This window comes from Mycetocola sp. TRD_SC_2 (assembly GCF_055361225.1).
Window position 1 is genome coordinate 1,889,265 of the sequence record NZ_CM143954.1, and the last position, 17,367, is coordinate 1,906,631.

Genomic DNA, 17,367 nt, shown 5'->3' on the forward strand with positions numbered 1-17,367 from the left:
CTATGACCACCGACGCTAACCGACTCGCGCGCACGACCCTCCCCGTGACAGCGGACGCCACCCATGCGCCTCGATCCGTTGCAGACAGGCTCTACCGGTACTTCGTGTCCAAGAGCGCCGCGCATGCTGACGCAACCCATGCGTTCTTCGACGCCACGAGCACGTACTACTCGGACGCCACCCTCGGCTGGGTCTGGGATTCGAATGCCAAACTGCGCGCTGTCTGGGACGAGTACATGCCGGGTTGGTCCGAGGACGCGCACTCGTATTTCACGCGGGTCGTCGGTGATGAGAGGGGCGCAATCGTCCACATGACCGACACCGCCGAATTATTCGGTTCTGAGATCCGCGCCCTTGCGCTGGTCGATTTCAGCGAAGCCGGGATCACGCGTTGGGTTGACTACTGGGACGGACGATTCTGGCCTGAGGCTTCGGTGGCACAGATGCGCACTCCCGACGGCCAGTTCCCCAAAGAGTTCGGCGAGAGCCGGATCAAGTCGAGCGCCAGCCCGGAGCTGGAGAAGGTTGCGGACGCCCTGCACATTGCTCTTCGAAGTGGCGACTTCGACACGGTCGCGGGCCTTTTCTCCTATGACGGAGAGCTCGAGGACATGGCGCTGCGCACGACGCTTCGCGGTCGCTCGGCGATCAAGCGATGGTTGGATCGGGCGGGTCGAGAGCTGCCGTGGGTGACGGGCGCAGAGCGGGTGCACACCGTCGGCGGAGCCATGGGCGGGGGCTACGAATGGCGGTCGACGGGTGCTGTCACCCACGGTGTCGTCAGCATCGAGTTGGACGCCGAAGGTCGAATCGAAGCGCTTCGGTCGATGTGGGATTCTTCCCGGTTGGAGCGATCGAACCTCGACCAGCTCACTCGTGCGGCGTCGGACCGGTGGTGAGCATGGAACTTGGGGTTTACACCTTCGGTGACGTTCTCCCTGACCCTCACACCGGTACCACCCCCACGGTCGCTGATCGCTACGCCGAGCTGCTCGAGTACGCCGTCATGGCGGAGCAGGGCGGTCTGGATGTGTTCGCGATCGGTGAGCACCATCGGCACGACTTTCCGGTATCGGCACCGGAGATGCTCCTCGCCGCGATCGCATCTCGAACCGAGAAGATTCGGCTCAGCAGCGCCGTGACCGTGCTATCAACCCAGGATCCGGTGCGCGTGTGGGAACAATACGCCACGCTCGACCAGCTGTCGCGGGGGCGAGCAGAGATCCTCGCCGGCAGAGGCGCCTTCGTCGAGTCGTTTCCATTATTCGGATACGCCCTTGAAGAGTACGAGGAGCTCTTCGACGATCGCATCGATTTGCTTCTCCAACTGCGGGACTCCGACGGTGACCCACTGTCGTGGAACGGACGTACGCGCGCCCCCCTCCAGGATGCGATCGCCGTCCCGACTGCACACGATGGACCACTCCCGGTGTGGATCGGAGTCGGCGGAACACCATCGTCGGCCATGCGAGCCGGCCGCCTCGGGGCACCAATGTTCCTCGCTCTCTGGACGAATCCTTCGTCGGGCAGACGGCTCGTCGATCTGTACCGACGATCAGCAGCCGATTCCGGCCACGCGGTCGATCAGCTCAGCGTCGCCAGTGGCGGCCACATGTTCATCGGGCGGACGTCGCAGGGAGCCAGGGACCAGTTCTTCCCTTATTACAGCGCCTACTTCCGGTTCAATCCGCGGTTCGGTGAAGCCGGTATGTCACGCGACGTTTTCGACCATTGGGCCGACAACGGACTCGCGGTAGGGAGCCCACAACAGGTCATCGACGTCATACTCACCCACCGCAATGCACTCGGTATCGACAGATACATCGGCCAGTTCGATACCGGCTCGCTCCCCCGCTCACTCGCTGGGGAGAGCCTTGAGCTCTATCTGACGGAGGTAGCGCCCGTGCTCCGACGGGAGACGGCAGGCGGCTGAACGGTGCGGGGTGCGATCGGATCCGCAGACTCGTACCCCGCGCTCAGCAGCGACAGCATCCCGAGCGTGTGCAGCGGTCTGGACTCACGCTGACGCAATTCCTTTTCCTCATCATTTCGCAAGTCGATAAGTACTCGTCACAACGTTCGTTGAACAAGATAGCCAGCGGACGGGAACGCTCGCCTATCGATCACCTCAATCTCTGGAGTATTTGTATGTCAGTCCTGCCCAGCCCACGAGAAATAGCGACACCCGTCCTCGGGCCATCGCTCCGTCGTCACCACATCGGATTCTGGATGGTGGCGTTCGCATTCCTCGTCGCGATGGCTTTCTCCGCGGCGCCGGCTCCCCTCTATCCGCTCTATCAGGAGCGCGACGGGTTCTCGACGTTCATGACCACGATGATCTTCGCCGCGTATGCCATCGGTGTAGTCATCAGCCTGCTCCTTGCCGGACACATCTCCGACTGGGTGGGACGGAAGAAAGTTCTTATCCCGGCGCTTGTGCTCGAACTTGCGGCCGCCGCACTGTTCGCACTGGTGCCCGAGCTGTGGGCTCTGCTCTCGGCGAGATTCGTATCCGGCCTTGGTATCGGAATGTTGACGGCCACTGCAACAGCTCACCTCCTTGACTTGCACAAGCGCTGCCACCCCGCCGCGTCACGGCAGCGTTTTGAGATAGTGTCCACCGCGGCGAATATCGGTGGCATCGGTTTCGGCCCGTTCGTCAGCGGGCTACTGGCGCACTACGCCGCTGAACCGCTGCGGACCCCTTACCTGGTTTTCGGAATTCTGATCGCCGCCAGCATCATCGCCGTGCTCCTCACACCGGAGACCGTTGAGGCGCGTCTGCCCAAACCGACATATCGACCGCAACGCCTCAGCGCCAACCATGGCGATCGGGCCGGCTACGTTGCTGCTCTCGCCTCAGGTTTCGCCGCTTTCGCTGTCTTCGGTGTCTTCACCTCGGTTGCCCCAGCGTTCGTGGCTGGAATGGTCGAGCACCCCTCCCCGGCGATTTCCGGGACTGTCGTGTTCGCCGTGTTCGGAGCTGCCGCGAGCGCTCAGACTGCGACCACCCGCATGACCCTCGCGGCGCGTCAGAGCACTGGACTTCTCGCTATGGCCCTCGGACTCGTGGTGCTCGTGGTCGGGATGATGGGGTCGAACCTCGGCGGTTTCGTCATCGGCGGGTTGGCCACGGGTGTCGGAGCCGGAATGCTCTTCAAGGCAGCAATCGGTGCTGTCGCAACCATGGCCACACCGGAAAAACGCGGAGGGGCTCTCGCCGGGCTATTCCTCGTCTCCTACCTCGGTCTCAGCATCCCGGCCCTCGCAATCGGCATCGCCACCCTGGCCATACCGCCCACCGTCGCGATGACCGCACTCGTCGCCGTCCTCTTGCCAACGCTCGCCGCCGTCCACCTGCTTGCTCACCGCAGCAGGCAAAACCAACTATCCGAAATTTAGGAGCAAAAAATGGTCACAATCGCCGTACTTGGAGTTGGGCGCGTCGGCGCCGCCGTCGCACGAGCCGCGCTGCTCTCGGGTTATGACGTTCATGTCGCAGGGTCCAGGTCAGCGGAGGAAATATCACTCCTCACCGACGTCGTCATGCCCGGTGCTCAAGCCATGACCGCCGTCGACGCGGTTCAGGACGCCGACATCGTTGTCATCGCGATACCCCTCCACAAATTTCGAAGCATCGACCCCGCCACCCTCGTCGGGAAGGTGGTCGTCGACGCGATGAACTACTGGGCTCCGATCGATGGACTTCTAGCGGAATTCGAGAAGGACGGGCTGACCAGCAGCGAAGTAACGGCCCGACATTTACTCGGCTCTCGAGTAGTCAAGACGCTCAACCATGTTGGCTACCACGAGCTGGAATCGCACGCCAAACCAATCGGTTCCCCCGATCGCCGCGCTCTCGCCGTGGCAAGCGATGACGGAGATGCTGCTCAGGAGGTCATGCGCTTCCTGGTCCGACTCGGGTTCGATGCCATCCACTCGGGGCCTTTGCGCACCGGCGCTGCCTTTCAACCGGGAACGCCGATCTTCACCGGGGTGTTCACCAGCATCGACCTTGAACTGCAACTGATGCTCTGCCCCACGCCATAGACGACGGGGACCGAACACGCTCAGCCCCGCTGGACGCGATTCTCCCGGCTGGGCATTGAGGCAAGCAGGTCCGTGACAGTAGACGCGAAGGGATGCCACTCCCGTTGGAGCTGCGCTAGACGTTCCAGTCCTTCGAGGGTCACTGTGAAGACCTTGCGGCCGGGGCCGCCCTCTCCCTCCAGCCACTCGGAAGTCAACGCGCCCTCGTCTTCCAGACGGTTGAGGACGGGGTACAGCGCGCCACCCTTCACCGGGCCGATACCCACCTTCTGCAGTCGCTGAGCAACGGCGTAACCGTGAGCACTGCCTTGCGCCAGGACTGCCAGTGCGCACGTGGGTAGTAGGCCGCGCTGCCACTCCCGCGATGGATCCGGATCCCTCATACGGCTAATCCTGCCACGCACTCGTCAGAGATGCGGATACCGCCAATGTGTTGCCGACGCGCTCAGGTCGGCGCAACACGATCACGGCGTCCAGGTAGAACGTCGCTTTCGATCGCGCAGGTGCCGCCGCCAGGCAATCACAGCGCCGATCACGAAGACTATTATCGGGATCACACGCCAGAGGAGTTCCCCGGGCTCTGCTCCCGTCAACAGGTACACAACGGTCAGCCCGATCCAGACGGCGGCGATGACCGTTGCCGCCCACGCCAGGAATCGACGCTGGGCGCGGTGAGGTTGCTGTGAGCCGTCCAGCACGCGGAGCGCGTACACCTGAGGCGAGCTGAACTCGTCCTGCGGATGCTCGGTGGCGCTTTCCTGCCACATGGCACGGGCCTCAGCAACGTAACGGGAAGCCTCACCACCGGTGAGGTAGTAGCGCCCACGGAGCAGCCCGTCGAGCTGGGTGAACCACTGGTCGGCGGGGGAATCTTGCTGGTCCGCGAGTCTGGGAGTTGCGCGGGGTATGTTCCACGCAACGATGAAAATGGTCAGGTAGACGACCAACGGCACGAACGTCGGCAGTTCGCCGATGGGTCGATTCCCCTCAAGTGGAATAGCGATGCCGGCTCCGAGCCCGAGGGCCGCGACGGTCAAAGCAACGAGAGTCCAACTGCGCCGGATCTGCCCAGCGCGACGCGCCATTACTGCGCCCACGGCGGCGGCACAGGCAACATTGCCGCCGGCAAGAACCACCAGCTGCCAGGCAGACACCTCAACGACCCACGCGCGCACGGCCACCAGAAGAAGGACGCTCATTGCGACTCCGATGAAACCGACCGCTAAGGCTGCTCCGTGCAGTTGTTCGGAGGGAGCGATGCCGTCCATGTCGACGGCGGCACGAGCCTCGTCCGAAATCCGCTCGTCAGCCACTTGGTCTGCGAACTTTTCGGCTTCTCCGAAGAGTTCCTTGGCGGGCAGACCGGACTCCGCGCACGCCTGCTGCGCTTCGGTCAGTACCTCCTCGATCAGCTCCAGTGTGGCGGCAGAGTGCGTGACCGCCAGTCGCCACCGAACCGCGTCTCCCCACCGTTCGTCCTCTGGTCGCACCCATGCGTCTTCGTTGAATGTACTCATCTCCGCCTTTGCGTTGCCGCGACCGAGGTGGTCAGCGGCGCGTTATGGCGTCACCGATTGTGACAGAACCGATAGTGTCAGCATCTAGTCGGAAACGCAACTAGTCTGGTTTCAAACCAGCCCCCGCGCGCCGGTGCGGCGGCTCCGACGTGGACGGTCACCTGGCCGCCGGCACTGTCCCGTCGGCATGAGGAAGCAATCGCGGGAGCACGTCCGACAGGGTCGCGACCCCTCGGAACCGGCCGTTCTCGACCACGACGACGAGCTGCTGGCTCGTCGTCCGCATCTGAGCGAGTGCCTCGTACACCGGGGTCTCCCCCGACAGCACCAGGGCGGAGCGCACGAATGGACCGGCGGGAGAATCCAGTGCGTCAAGCAGGGTATCCCTCACATGCACTACGCCTGGCACGTCTGTCTTCGGGTCGCCAACAAGGATGCGCATATGGCCTGACTGAGCAGCCGCTTGCTGCACAGCCGCCACAGTGGCATTCCGAGCGACGAAGGTAGGTATTGCACTGTCGTTCACGAGCTCGTCCAGCCGCAGTGTCTCGAGCTCGATCGCCCCGGTTAGCTGCTCCTGGAAGGCGCTGTCGAGCATGCCCGATCGGGCTGAGAGTTCGACAAGGTGGCGAATCGTCTCGGCGTTCTGGCCGCCCACCGCGGCACTTTCCACGGGGACAACACCTGATGCGCTTACCAACCTATTGGCGATGCTGTTGATCCACATGAGCAACGGGCGGAAAGGCCAAATGAAGATGCGGGAGGGGATGCCGATCAGCTTGGCTGCCGTCTCCGGGTGAGCGATGGCCCATGACTTCGGTGCCATCTCCCCCACCACGAGGTGCAGGAAGGTGACGATGAGCAGCGACAGGGCGAAGGCGAGTACACCAGCGGCCTCCTGCGGGAGGCCCCAGGTCGAGAAAACGGGTCCGAGCCAGGAGTCCAGCGCAGGTTTGGTGACGGCACCGAGGGCGAACGTGCACGCCGTGATACCCAGTTGCGCACCGGCGAGCATCAGGGTCAGTTCGTTGACGCCCTTGAGGGCAGCACGGGCGGAGCGATCCGTCGCCGCGGTCGCCTCGAGGCGGTGTCGTCGCGCGCCCAGCAACGCGAATTCGATGATCACGAAGAACGCACTGAGCGCGATCAGGGCAAGAGTGACGATTGCCACGACGACACCGTTACTCATTGGTCAACCCCCGAGCGTCGTCAGCTTCCGGCCTGAGTCGCTTGTCAGGCTCCCCATCGTCACCCACCGTTTCGATGAGCGTGACTCGCACATCGTTGGGAACGTGGCGCTCGATGCTGAGCACCTCTATCTCGAGCTTCCTGTGCACTTCTACATCTCGGACGAGATCGGCGGGGTCATCGGGCAGCGCCACCTCGACGGTGTCGCCTGCGGAGGGAAGGCCTCCGTGCTCGGCGATGATGAGCCCCGAGACAGTCTCGTAATCGCCTTCGGGCAATTCGAATCCGACGGCGCGGTGCATCTCGTCGACGTGTACGTCACCGCTCATGAGCCAGACTGCGTCGCCGTCGGGATTGACGGATGGCGCGGCATCCTCGTCGTGTTCATCGGTTATTTCGCCGACGATTTCCTCTGCCAGGTCTTCGAGGGTGAGCACACCGGCAAAGCCGCCGTACTCGTCGATCACGCAGGCGAGCTCGTTGCGGGAACTTGTGATCTTGCTTAGGGCATTCGGCAGTTTCATCAGCGTCGACAGCACGACGGTCGGCCTCATCAATTCTGTGACGGGGCGCTCCGGGGAAAGAGTCGAACCGAGCACGTCCGCGAGTTGCACCACGCCGAGGGGCTGGCTTTCGTCGTCCACGACCGGATATCGGGTGTGTGCCCGAGCCATCAGCTCGCGCACCTCACCGATCGTGGTGTCGGGGCGGACGGTGTCGACAAGCGACCGGGGAATCATTGCATGCTCGACATCCTGCTCGGGGAATTCGAGGATGCGGTCAAGCATCAGGGACAACTCGACGGGCAGGTCGCCGCTGTCGCGCGAGTCCGAGAGGATGCGCTCGAGGTCTTGAGCTGTGGCGCTGGATTCGACGTCGTGCACGGGTTCGATGCGCAGCAGGCGGAGCAGCGCGTTGGCCGCAAAATCGAAGATAGCGATAAGCCATCCGAAGACCGCGAGGTAAATGGTTGTGGATCGGGCCAGCGCGCGGGCGAGGGGCTCCGGGCTCGCGATGGCCAGGTTCTTGGGGTAAAGCTCACCAAAGATCATTTGCACAACGGTCGCGAGCACGAGAGCGAGAATGGTGCCAACGGTGACGCTGAGCGCCGCCGGAACGCCCACCCCGCCCAGCAGGCCTCCAAGGGACTCACCGATGAGGGGTTCGGCGACGAAACCGACGAGCAGCCCGGTGACCGTGATCCCCAGTTGTGCTCCCGAGAGCATGAACGACGTCCGCTTGGTCACTGCGAGTGCCCGTTTTGCTGCGGGGTCGCCAGCCGCGGCGCTCGCCCCGAGCCGGTTTCGGTCGACCGACATGTACGCGAATTCCTGGGCGACGAAATAGCCGTTTGCCGCGATGATCGTCAGGGTGATGACGATGCCGAGCAGGAGGAGGAGAAGAGTTTCAATCACGAGGACATCACCCCGCTACAGGGCGAAGGAAACATTCGCGTGTGTTGTGTAATCGTGCTGAGTCGGTCGATGGCCCCGTGGGGCCACGGCTGGTGAGCCACAGTCGCGGTCAACGCCTCTCGGTGTGCGCTTGAAGGTACAGGAGTTGCCATCATACAGCCGGGCTTCTGGGAACAAGCTGCTCGGTGAGTGGTGCATCAGTCGGTGATCGGTGCATCATAAGGAGAGCCGACTCGCGGGCTCCGGAAGCACCATGCGCGGCGGTCAGCTGCCGCGCGGTCTGACGTCGGACATGACGAACTTGCTCGCCGGCAACGCCGGGAAGCCACGAAGACTGATGGATGAAACCTCCCAAATCGGATGCCGCTCCACCGTCGAACCGCTCCCGCCACTGCGGCTGACGGTGTAACGCATGCGCCGAGAAGACGATGAATCGGGCAACAGCCACTGTTGGCCGCAACACATTGATGAGTTCGACGGCAGCATCGGCCACGCTCAACCGGTTTCCGTTCTCGTCACGGTGGTTGGCCAGTTCGCCGACCATCCCATCAGCGTTCTCGCGGGCTTCACGTATCACCGATTGAGCCCACTTCTCAGTGCGAACCCTGCGCGCCGGAGCTGCCCAGTTCGGCGGACCGAATGGGCCGGAATTTTCGATCATCGCCGCAAGCTGGTTTCCGAGAGCGCTGACATCCATGCTCTTGCGGTGCCGGTGGCTATCCCCTTCGAGAGTCTCGACGCTTCCCTCGTCCTGAAGCAGGTGCAGAACGGATGTCGGCATCGCGCGCTCACGACCGAACCGATCGCCTTCGAAAAGATGCGCGCGGCATCCGCGCCGTAGATGACCGTTGCTGAGCGACCCATGATGCGGGTACGAAATGCGTCTGTATCGACGGTTGCGAATCGTCGCAGGCCGAACAGATATCCATCCGCCAGGAACGCAAGGCTACTGTCCAAAGATTTCAGGCGTGGAACACCCCCATGGTTCTCTCCTCCGGGTTCGGCGCTGGCGGCGTGTCTACGCTAAATCGATGTCTGCAGCCGAGGCAGGCGTTGACAACCTGCCTGTCAGCTGACCTTTCGCCCCCAGCGTCTGACCGCTCTTTCCCCATGCTCACGCTTCCCGTTTAGTCAAGGGCAAATCGCAGAATCTTTATCCTGCCTAGCCTGAAAAGGACTTCTTCCTCATCGTTTCGGCGTCGGGGAAACCATCAAAAGGGGCTGACATGACGATTTACAAGCAAGACACCTCGCGCCGGAACTCTCCCGCAGAACTCGTGAAGTCGACGAGCGAGCACGACCGCACCGAGAGCATCCGGTCTTTCGTGGATGACCATCTCTCGGAGATGCTCGTCGACCTGACCGAGTGGATCCGGTTGCGCTCCGTCGCTGGGGATCCCGAGTGTGCCGGACAAATGACGTCATCCGCGGTCTGGCTCGCAGACCGGCTCGCCGCCATTGGATTTCCGGTCACCGAGGTGTTGAGGACTGGATCGTCGTGCGCTGTGTTCGCTGAATGGTGCCCCGAGCCGTTGGCACCGACGGTGCTCGTCTACAGCCACCACGACGTCCGCGCGGCGAAGGAAAGCAACTGGGACATCACAGACCCGTTTGCGCCCTTGCTTCGCGACGGACGGCTCTATGGTCGCGGCAGCTCAGATGCCAAGGGCCAGATACTCGCGCATCTGTGGGGGGTGCGTGCTCATCTCGCGACATCAGACTCCCCGGCACCCGCGGTGAACCTGAAGTTCCTCATCGAAGGCGAAGAAGAACTTGGTTCTCCTTCTCTTGCCGAACTGCTCGACGAGCACCGCGACCGTCTGAATGCCGATGTCATCATTTTCTCCGACACTCTGCAGTGGAGCGCTGACCAACCAGCGCTGTGTACAAGCGTTCGCGGGATGATCAGTGCGACGCTCACCGTCCACGGCGCGCCTCGAGATGTCCACAGCGGAGCGACGTCGGGGGCGGCGTCGAACGCGATCCACCATCTCACTCGCGTTCTCGCAAACCTTCATGACGATGAGGGCCGGATAACGCTGCCGGGCTTCTACGACGACGTCAAGGAACCGTCATCGCACCGGAGGCAGGAACTGGCGGATCTGAACTTCGATGAGAAGGACTGGCTCCGTCGCTCCGACACCGGTCGGATCGATGGCGAGGCGGGCTATACACCGTTGGAACGGCTGTGGCTGCGCCCCTCCCTCGAGGTGATCTCTGTGTCGGCGGGAGACGAAGACGGACTTGCACGAGCCGTCATTCCCGCCGTGGCCCAGGCACAACTCAGCATTCGCATCGTCGAGGGGCAGACGTGCGCTGCGGTTGCCGATCAACTCCGTAAGTTCATGGCAAGCCGTTTCGCCGATCCGGCGCTCTATGAACTCGAGGTCGCTGAGGAGACGGCACAGGAACCGTATGTGACACCGGATCATCCGGCGGTCGCCGCCTTGGATCGCGCGATGCAGGGCGGGCACGGTGTCGACCAGATCGGGCGGATGGGAAATGCCGGAGGGGGGCCGGCTGAGCTGCTGGCCCGCACCCTGCACGCTCCAGTGGTCTTCTATGGGACCGGTCTTGTCGAAGATCACTGGCACAGCAGTGACGAGAGCATCAGTGTTGGGATGCTTACGGCTGGTGCGGCGACGCTTGGAGCGTTCTGGGAAGAAGCGGCGACAGATTTCGAACTTGCAGTGAAGCGGAATCTTGAAGAGGCTATGGGGACGGGATGACAATGACCGGCATGAAAATTTACTCCGGCGTCAGGACCGTCGGGGTCGAGGAAGAGTACCTCCTGGTCAGCCCGCGCACGGGACGCCCGATAGCGGCTGCGCAGCCGCTCCTCGCGGCGGCGCGGGAATCGCTGGCAATTGAGAAGCCGCTCGTCGCGGGAGCGGCGCCTTCACCCTGGAGGGCGGTGTTGGAAGCCGAGGCCAAACAGGAGCAGATCGAGGTCGTCTCTCCTCCGTCGGCCTCCCTGACCGCGGTCGCGGAGTCGATCGTGACCGGGCGCCGGATCGCCGATGACGCCGCCAGACGAGTTGGCGCACGGGCTGTTGCTCTCGGAACGAGCGTCTTTCCGCTGACCTCGCATCTTGCGGACGGTGCCCGCTACCGTGAGATGCAGGCGCAGTTCGGGTTGACTATGAAGGACCAGCTCACCTGTGGCTTCCACGTACATGTCGGGATTGACAGCCCGACCGAGGGCGTCGCCGTTCTCGACCGCCTGCGCCCGTGGCTGCCCCTGCTCCTGGCGCTCAGCAGCAACTCCCCCATGTGGATGGGTGAGGACACCGCCTACTCGAGTTATCGCTATCAGGCGTGGAGCCGCTGGCCGTCAGCCGGCGCTTACGGGATCTTCGGCTCCGCCGAGGAGTATCGCCGCCGGGTCCAGTTAATGGTGAACACCGGGGTGCTCCTCGATGAAGGCATGGTCTATTTCGATGCGCGACTGTGCTCGCACTATCCCACTGTCGAAGTCCGTGTCGCGGATATCTGCATGGATGCCATCGATGCAGTGACCATTGCTGGACTGGTTCGGGGCCTCGTCGAAACGTCCGCTCGAGAGTGGCGCGCCGGCATCCCACCGATGTGCACGCCGACGGCACAGATGCGGCTGGCCATGTGGCAAGCAAGTCGGTTCTCCATCGATGGGACGCTCCTTCATCCGCTGACGGGAGAGCCGTGCCCCGCCCGCGACGCTGTCGACGCGATGTTGGCACACGTAGGCCAGGCCCTTCTCGACAGCGGAGACGCCACCACAATCGCACGCGCGACCGAGGAGATCTTCTCCCGGGGCACCGGTGCTGCCAGACAGCGGAGAACGCTTCAGCGCACGCGAAGTCCCCGAGCGGTCGTCATGGAGGCGATCGAGCATACCCATCACGATGCGTCCTCGGCCGCCGAGACGGTCCCAGCGTAAGTCGCGATCATGTGTGGCATAGCTGGCGAACTGACCTTCACCGGTCAGCTCGCGGGCACAACGGCCGTGGGAAGAATGGCTGATGCGATGCGTGCAAGGGGGCCGGACGGGCACGGCGTCTGGAACTCGAAATGGGTCGCGCTCGCGCATCGTCGGCTCAGCGTGATCGACCTGTCGGAGGCCGGCGCACAGCCGATGAGAAACGATGAGCTCGGTCTCACCCTTGTTTTCAACGGGTGCATCTACAATCACGAGGACCTCCGCAAGGAATTGCAGAGTACACACCGGTTTTCGTCGACGAGCGACACCGAGGTGGTGCTGAAGGCATACGCCCGCTGGGGTGAACACTTCGTCGACCACCTGGTAGGGATGTTCGCGATCGCGATCTTCGACGAACGCCGCAACCGTGTCGTCCTCGCGCGGGACCGTCTGGGGATCAAACCGCTCTACCTGTCGGCCGCCCCCGGTCGGCTGCGATTCGCGTCCACTGTGCCTGCCCTGCTTGCCGCTGGAGATGTGGACACCACGATCGACCCCGTCGCGCTGCACCACTACCTCAGTTGGCACTCCATCGTCCCTGCTCCCCGAACCATCCTCCGCGGCATCCGTAAACTGCCGGCAGCGACGGTGAGGATCATCGAGTCCGATGGAAGTGAGCGGGACCACCAGTACTGGCGCGTGGACTACTCCCGCGATCCTGATCATGACGGGTGGTCGGAGCCGGACTGGGTCGACGCGATTCATGACGCACTTCGAACGTCGGTGAAACGACGGACTGTGGCGGACGTTCCGGTAGGAGTACTTCTTTCGGGAGGACTGGACTCCAGCCTGCTCGTCAGTCTCCTCGATGACGCAGGGCAAGACAACGTCAAGACATTCAGCATCGGTTTCGACAGTTCAAAGGAGCAGGCGGGTGACGAGTTCGAGTACTCGGATGCCGTCGCGCAGAGGTTCGGCACCGACCACCACCGGTTGCACATTCCGGCGCAGGAACTCGCTCCAGCAGTGATCGGAGCCGTCGATGCGATGACTGAGCCTATGGCATCCCATGATGTGACCGCGTTCTACCTCCTGTCTGAGGCGGTGTCAGAACACGTCAAGGTGGTGCAATCGGGCCAGGGCGCCGATGAGGTCTTTGCCGGATACGCGTACCATCAGCCCGCCGCTTCCGCCGCCCGGGATGCTGCCCTTGAGTCGTTCACGGCCTCTTTCGCGGATCGCTGCCATGCCGAGGTTCTGGAGATGGTGAGTGGAAACGCGGTCCCCATGGCAGACGTCAGTCGCGAGGTACTTCAACGCAACCTGAACCAGTCTGGCGCCTCCTCGGCGCTCGACGCGGTGTTGAGGCTCGACACTCACCTTCTGATGATCGACGACCCCGTCAAGCGCGTGGACAGCATGACCATGGCGTGGGGCCTCGAAGCGCGGGTCCCTTTCCTCGACCAGGATCTCGTCGAACTCGCAGCACACTGCCCTCCGCGGCTGAAGTCGAAAGACGAGGGCAAGGGGATTCTCAAAGCATTGGGAAGACGGATGCTGCCACGCTCGGTCGTCGACCGACCGAAGGGGTACTTCCCGGTCCCCGGATTGCACACGCTCGATGGCAACGTTCTTGATCTCGCCCGTGATGTCATGTACTCCCCCGAAGCATCCCATCGGGGCCTCTTCCAGCGGTCATACATCGACGGCCTTTTCGAGTCGCCGAATAGGGCTGTCACGCCGGCGAACGGCAATATGTTGTGGTCACTCGTCGTGCTCGAGATGTGGCTCCAGCGACACGGCGTGGCTGGCTGAGGCCCGATTACCTGAGCTCCGATTCCTCTCCCGCCCCAGGGAACGACGGTGGGGGCTCGGGGACGAGTTGCAACCCGTAGGCCGAGTTCGACGAGGCGGTGAGTAGATCGATCCATGCGCGGTTGATGGCTGGAGCCCTCGACCCAAAGTACTTGTAGCGCAGCGGTATCTCGGGGGCAAGCCACAGTGTGCTGCGACCGCCCCCCTGTGCCTGGCTGTCCTGCCAGCTGAAATGAAACGACTCCCCGCGCCTGAGCTTCGCGCCAATGACGATCTGCAGATGGATGAGAGCACGGTCCTCGAAGTCCACGCTCAACTCCGAGCCATAAAACAGTTTCCCCATGACCCCTCCTGACTGAAACGCTATCCGCGGTTGAGAAGAACCCCGGAGGGACTTGACCCAGAACGCGCGGTATGAGACGGCCGTCACGGGAAGCAAAATCACTGTCGATTGTCAACGGTTTAGGCACTCCGGCCGTCGAAGGTCGGGACGGGATTATGCTCGGCGTCATGCCCGCCATCGCTAGCGTGAAACGCCGCAAGACGACCAACGCGAGACCAACTTCAGCCAATCTGGCTCTGCGGGGCAAGCTTGAGGCGTTGCGGGCCAGCCTCTGGGTCTGGCCGGTGGCTGCCGCCGCGGCATCGGTGTTGCTGACGCTGGGCTTGCTGTCCATCCGCCCCTCCCCCGATGAGGCGTGGGCTCTCGCCGTGTGGCCGGCCGGAAGCGACAGCGCGAGCACTCTCCTGCAAGTGGTAGCAACGGCGATCATGACGGCGACAACCTTGACGTTCTCCATCACCGTTGTCGCTCTCCAGTTGGCTTCTCAACAATTCTCGCCGCGACTGTTGCGCGAGTTCGCACGGGATAAAAAGATCCAGGCCGTTCTGGCCTTGCTGATTTCGACGTTCGTCGTGTCCGTCACCGGACTCAGGGGAATGAATCCTGACGAACCGACTTCGGTTTTCGTGCCGGGGCTCGTCCTGGTTATGGGACTGGCCTCGGCGGCCGCGCTCGTCGGCTTCGTGGGCCATATGGTGAGGTCCATCCGGGTCGATTCCATGATGGTTGCTGTCCACCAGGAGACCGTGCACTCCATACTGCGCACCTACCCGCCGATCGATGACCGTTCAAAGGACCCGGATAAGGACTTCCCGGGACCATCGGGTGGCACTGTCTTGACAGCTTCACGAAGCGGCTTTGTGAAAGTTGTCCACCCGGGGCTCCTCGTCCGAGTGGCGGCAGAACGCAAAATGTTCCTCCGGCTCGGTATTCGTCCAGGCGACCAGATCGTTGTCGGAGCGCCGCTCGCAACGTGCTGGTGGGAGGAGAGCTCAGAGGACCGCGAAACCCGCATGATCGACGGCGAACTTGCCGCCGGACTGGAGATTGGTTTTGAGCGCACGGCGGAGCAGGATGCTGCATTGGGTCTGCGCCAGCTCACCGATATTGCAGTCAAGGCGATCTCGCCGAGCGTCAATGACCCAGTCACTGCCGCACATGCGGTCAGCTTTTGCGCCGATCTGCTTGTGACTTTGATCGGCCGCAAACTTGGGTCACAGCAGCACGTCGACGAGGCCGGAACTCCCCGGGTCATCACCCCCGACCGCGACTACCGCTACTACCTCGATCAGGTGTGTGCGCCTCTGCGACGCTACGGAAAGAGCGAGCCGATCGTCCTTATCGCGCTTCTGCGAATGCTCCGGGACTGCGCTTCAAACAGCACGAGCGGCGAACAACGCGAAGAAACCCTTCGGCAGGTCGACCTGATCCTCGAGAACATGGAGCCCGGCCTGATCGCCACCGACACGAATGACGTGCGAGATCTCGCTGCAAGAGTACGTCTGGCGATCGACGGAAACGTCGAAGCCGCGTACGAGGATCGGGCTGGGGAAACGCGCTCCGCCTGAGAGATGTGAGCCCACCGGCCCCGTTCGGTGGTCCACTCTGCCTTCGGCGGCGAACACCGAAAGGTCGCTCAGTCAAGTCCCGCTGGGCAAGTTTTTCGCTGACGTAGCCTGAATATGAGCTTCATATGGGGCACATGCCGGTGGATGGACGTCGGAAGGGATGAGTCATGTCGGTACGGGAAGAATCACCCTCGCGATTGCTTCTGGAGGTCATGGCGCTGAGCGATCACGAGTGGCGGGTATGCGATGGCAGGCTGGGAGCATCCGACGCGACACGCGTACTTGCCTTCATCGATAAGACGGGACGCTCATTCGAGCTTGTTCGTCTGAACCCCTGGCCGCGGTCGGAGGAATACAGCACGTTCGATGCCGCTCTCGATGCACTTCAGCCCGAAATGGCTGAAGGGTTCGCACCGTGATCACCACACCGGCCGTCGCGACGACCGTCGGCGATATTGCCGTCATGCGGAACCGGGCAACGACAGGCACCGAGTACGTCGTTGATCTTCCTTTCGATGTCGACATCTTCGAGGGAGCCCCAACGACCGGGCCGTACCGAACCTTCGTCGAGGCGGCATCCGCAGCGCAACTGCTGTGGGATCTCATTTCCAACGCGTCCGACTGATCATTCAGCCGATTCGCACAGTCGCGGTCGGAAGCATTCGCAGTGAAGGAGTTTCGATGAAGTCGGTCGCAGAACAGAGTGTCGCGGAGTTGGGCGGTCGCTTGAGCGTGCTCGCCCGGCAGAAAGAGGATCACGTCACTCTCAACCGCCTATTGGAGGAACTCGGCACAACGTCAGCCGAGGAACAGGGCCGAGTGCTCCTGAATATCTATCGATTGGTGTTCCCGCACGCGTTCGCCGAAGAGTCTGTTCTCTGGCCGGTTATGCGACGGGTCCTGCCCGACGGTGAAGAGCTCACGCTGCAGGTGGAGCGCGAGCATCAGGAGGTCAATGAACTCGTGACCCGCCTTGAACATTTGGGTGGGGACTCCCTGGAGCGACGGTCAGTTCTGGACCGCCTCGTCGAGGTGCTCCGCGAGGACGTCCGTGATGAAGAGGACGAACTGTTTCCCCGCCTCCAGACCAGAGTCTCTGTTTCGCGCCTTCGGCTTCTCGGGCTCGCCTGGGAAGTCGTCCGGCGGGTAGCTCCAACCCGTGCTCACCCCGTGGTGGCGCGAAGACCACCGGGCAACGTCGTGGCGGCACTGCCCCTCACCCTTCTGGATCGTGCCCGTGATCGCATCGACATGCTGGTCCATCGAGGGGCAGGGCCAGCGGATGCCTCGCTCCGCTCCACCAGCGCGGCCCTGACCAGGGCGGCACATGCTGTCGAGCAGCTGCCGATCATGCGCCGCGGTGAAGCTCCCTCAACTCGCGTCGGTCCGCGGCCCGGCATTCCGTGGGGCACGATCGGGGTCGGCGTCATGGTCGCCGCTTTGGCGGCTCATTTGTTGTCCCGTCGTCGACACACGTGATGGTCTTGTCGGTCTCCCGAACGCTCGGCGTTGCGCCAGCTGGGCAGCACCGTGGGCAAAGTAGGCAACAAAAAAACCCCCGCCTGAGCGAGGG

16 protein-coding genes are annotated in these 17,367 nt (G+C 62.9%); 11 read left to right on the forward strand and 5 right to left on the reverse strand.

Translation table 11 applies throughout. The annotated features are described in order from the left end of the window. Positions 1 to 2 precede the first annotated feature (2 nt). The 4 genes from ACWA1Q_RS09070 (at position 3) to ACWA1Q_RS09085 (ending at position 4,050) form a co-directional block, all read left to right on the forward strand. Entirely contained in the window at positions 3 to 899 is an 897-nt protein-coding gene (locus ACWA1Q_RS09070; RefSeq protein ID WP_463756795.1) for a nuclear transport factor 2-like protein, read from the forward strand. Between the two features lie 2 nt (positions 900 to 901). Next, complete coding sequence (locus ACWA1Q_RS09075) at positions 902 to 1,933, forward strand: LLM class flavin-dependent oxidoreductase (RefSeq protein WP_463756797.1); 1,032 nt, start codon at positions 902 to 904, stop codon at positions 1,931 to 1,933. A gap of 215 nt (positions 1,934 to 2,148) precedes the next feature. Then, positions 2,149 to 3,402, forward strand: coding sequence for an MFS transporter (locus ACWA1Q_RS09080; protein WP_463756798.1), 1,254 nt, complete (start codon positions 2,149 to 2,151; stop codon positions 3,400 to 3,402). 9 nt (positions 3,403 to 3,411) lie between these two features. Next, positions 3,412 to 4,050, forward strand: coding sequence for an NADPH-dependent F420 reductase (locus ACWA1Q_RS09085; protein ID WP_463756800.1), 639 nt, complete (start codon positions 3,412 to 3,414; stop codon positions 4,048 to 4,050). A 20-nt stretch (positions 4,051 to 4,070) separates the two neighbouring features. On the opposite strand, the gene ACWA1Q_RS09090 is transcribed toward ACWA1Q_RS09085, so the two are convergent. The 4 genes from ACWA1Q_RS09090 to ACWA1Q_RS09105 all read right to left on the reverse strand — a co-directional run bounded on the left by ACWA1Q_RS09090 (position 4,071) and on the right by ACWA1Q_RS09105 (position 8,170). After that, positions 4,071 to 4,433: a PadR family transcriptional regulator gene (locus ACWA1Q_RS09090; protein WP_463756802.1), complete on the reverse strand. Its 363-nt coding sequence runs from the start codon at positions 4,431 to 4,433 to the stop codon at positions 4,071 to 4,073. Between the two features lie 81 nt (positions 4,434 to 4,514). Further along, the gene (locus ACWA1Q_RS09095) at positions 4,515 to 5,567 is read right to left on the reverse strand and encodes a hypothetical protein (protein WP_463756804.1); all 1,053 of its coding nucleotides are present in this window, start codon (positions 5,565 to 5,567) and stop codon (positions 4,515 to 4,517) included. A gap of 157 nt (positions 5,568 to 5,724) precedes the next feature. Beyond that, positions 5,725 to 6,756 carry a CNNM domain-containing protein gene (locus tag ACWA1Q_RS09100; RefSeq protein ID WP_463756805.1) on the reverse strand — a complete coding sequence of 344 codons (1,032 nt, stop codon included), beginning with the start codon at positions 6,754 to 6,756 and terminating at the stop codon, positions 5,725 to 5,727. Then, on the reverse strand, positions 6,749 to 8,170 hold the full coding sequence (locus tag ACWA1Q_RS09105; RefSeq protein WP_463756807.1) for a hemolysin family protein: 1,422 nt from the start codon (positions 8,168 to 8,170) through the stop codon (positions 6,749 to 6,751). The genes ACWA1Q_RS09100 and ACWA1Q_RS09105 overlap by 8 nt, the downstream gene beginning before the upstream one ends. A 412-nt stretch (positions 8,171 to 8,582) precedes the next feature. On the opposite strand from ACWA1Q_RS09105, the gene ACWA1Q_RS09110 reads away from it, so the two are divergent. The 4 genes from ACWA1Q_RS09110 to ACWA1Q_RS09125 all read left to right on the forward strand — a co-directional run bounded on the left by ACWA1Q_RS09110 (position 8,583) and on the right by ACWA1Q_RS09125 (position 13,883). Then, on the forward strand, positions 8,583 to 9,011 hold the full coding sequence (locus tag ACWA1Q_RS09110; protein ID WP_463756809.1) for a hypothetical protein: 429 nt from the start codon (positions 8,583 to 8,585) through the stop codon (positions 9,009 to 9,011). Between the two features lie 385 nt (positions 9,012 to 9,396). Beyond that, on the forward strand, positions 9,397 to 10,899 hold the full coding sequence (locus tag ACWA1Q_RS09115) for a M20/M25/M40 family metallo-hydrolase (RefSeq protein ID WP_463756811.1): 1,503 nt from the start codon (positions 9,397 to 9,399) through the stop codon (positions 10,897 to 10,899). A gap of 11 nt (positions 10,900 to 10,910) precedes the next feature. Further along, entirely contained in the window at positions 10,911 to 12,089 is a 1,179-nt protein-coding gene (locus ACWA1Q_RS09120) for a carboxylate-amine ligase (RefSeq protein WP_463756813.1), read from the forward strand. Between the two features lie 9 nt (positions 12,090 to 12,098). Then, positions 12,099 to 13,883 (forward strand): N-acetylglutaminylglutamine amidotransferase, encoded by a 1,785-nt coding sequence (locus ACWA1Q_RS09125; RefSeq protein WP_463756815.1) that lies wholly within the window; start codon positions 12,099 to 12,101, stop codon positions 13,881 to 13,883. Between the two features lie 7 nt (positions 13,884 to 13,890). Here ACWA1Q_RS09125 and ACWA1Q_RS09130 read toward each other — a convergent pair whose 3' ends face one another. Beyond that, on the reverse strand, positions 13,891 to 14,226 hold the full coding sequence (locus ACWA1Q_RS09130) for a DUF7882 family protein (protein ID WP_463756817.1): 336 nt from the start codon (positions 14,224 to 14,226) through the stop codon (positions 13,891 to 13,893). A gap of 167 nt (positions 14,227 to 14,393) precedes the next feature. Here ACWA1Q_RS09130 and ACWA1Q_RS09135 point away from each other — a divergent pair, with 167 nt between their 5' ends. The 3 genes from ACWA1Q_RS09135 to ACWA1Q_RS09145 all read left to right on the forward strand — a co-directional run bounded on the left by ACWA1Q_RS09135 (position 14,394) and on the right by ACWA1Q_RS09145 (position 17,273). Then, entirely contained in the window at positions 14,394 to 15,794 is a 1,401-nt protein-coding gene (locus ACWA1Q_RS09135) for a DUF2254 domain-containing protein (RefSeq protein ID WP_463756818.1), read from the forward strand. Between the two features lie 415 nt (positions 15,795 to 16,209). Next, positions 16,210 to 16,419: a hypothetical protein gene (locus ACWA1Q_RS09140; RefSeq protein ID WP_463756819.1), complete on the forward strand. Its 210-nt coding sequence runs from the start codon at positions 16,210 to 16,212 to the stop codon at positions 16,417 to 16,419. A 56-nt stretch (positions 16,420 to 16,475) separates the two neighbouring features. Next, on the forward strand, positions 16,476 to 17,273 hold the full coding sequence (locus ACWA1Q_RS09145; RefSeq protein WP_463756821.1) for a hemerythrin domain-containing protein: 798 nt from the start codon (positions 16,476 to 16,478) through the stop codon (positions 17,271 to 17,273). Positions 17,274 to 17,367: the final 94 nt, after the last annotated feature.

Excerpts from the sequence above, each read along its gene's own strand:
- ACWA1Q_RS09120 (WP_463756813.1), top strand. The coding sequence starts at position 10,911 with ATGAAAATTTACTCCGGCGTCAGGACCGTCGGGGTCGAGGAAGAGTAC.
- ACWA1Q_RS09110 (WP_463756809.1), top strand. The coding sequence starts at position 8,583 with ATGCGCCGAGAAGACGATGAATCGGGCAACAGCCACTGTTGGCCGCAA.
- ACWA1Q_RS09115 (WP_463756811.1), top strand. The coding sequence starts at position 9,397 with ATGACGATTTACAAGCAAGACACCTCGCGCCGGAACTCTCCCGCAGAA.
- ACWA1Q_RS09130 (WP_463756817.1), bottom strand. The coding sequence starts at position 14,226 with ATGGGGAAACTGTTTTATGGCTCGGAGTTGAGCGTGGACTTCGAGGAC.
- ACWA1Q_RS09090 (WP_463756802.1), bottom strand. The coding sequence starts at position 4,433 with ATGAGGGATCCGGATCCATCGCGGGAGTGGCAGCGCGGCCTACTACCC.
- ACWA1Q_RS09080 (WP_463756798.1), top strand. The coding sequence starts at position 2,149 with ATGTCAGTCCTGCCCAGCCCACGAGAAATAGCGACACCCGTCCTCGGG.
- ACWA1Q_RS09070 (WP_463756795.1), top strand. The coding sequence starts at position 3 with ATGACCACCGACGCTAACCGACTCGCGCGCACGACCCTCCCCGTGACA.
- ACWA1Q_RS09100 (WP_463756805.1), bottom strand. The coding sequence starts at position 6,756 with ATGAGTAACGGTGTCGTCGTGGCAATCGTCACTCTTGCCCTGATCGCG.
- ACWA1Q_RS09075 (WP_463756797.1), top strand. The coding sequence starts at position 902 with ATGGAACTTGGGGTTTACACCTTCGGTGACGTTCTCCCTGACCCTCAC.
- ACWA1Q_RS09085 (WP_463756800.1), top strand. The coding sequence starts at position 3,412 with ATGGTCACAATCGCCGTACTTGGAGTTGGGCGCGTCGGCGCCGCCGTC.
- ACWA1Q_RS09135 (WP_463756818.1), top strand. The coding sequence starts at position 14,394 with ATGCCCGCCATCGCTAGCGTGAAACGCCGCAAGACGACCAACGCGAGA.
- ACWA1Q_RS09095 (WP_463756804.1), bottom strand. The coding sequence starts at position 5,567 with ATGAGTACATTCAACGAAGACGCATGGGTGCGACCAGAGGACGAACGG.
- ACWA1Q_RS09145 (WP_463756821.1), top strand. The coding sequence starts at position 16,476 with ATGAAGTCGGTCGCAGAACAGAGTGTCGCGGAGTTGGGCGGTCGCTTG.
- ACWA1Q_RS09125 (WP_463756815.1), top strand. The coding sequence starts at position 12,099 with ATGTGTGGCATAGCTGGCGAACTGACCTTCACCGGTCAGCTCGCGGGC.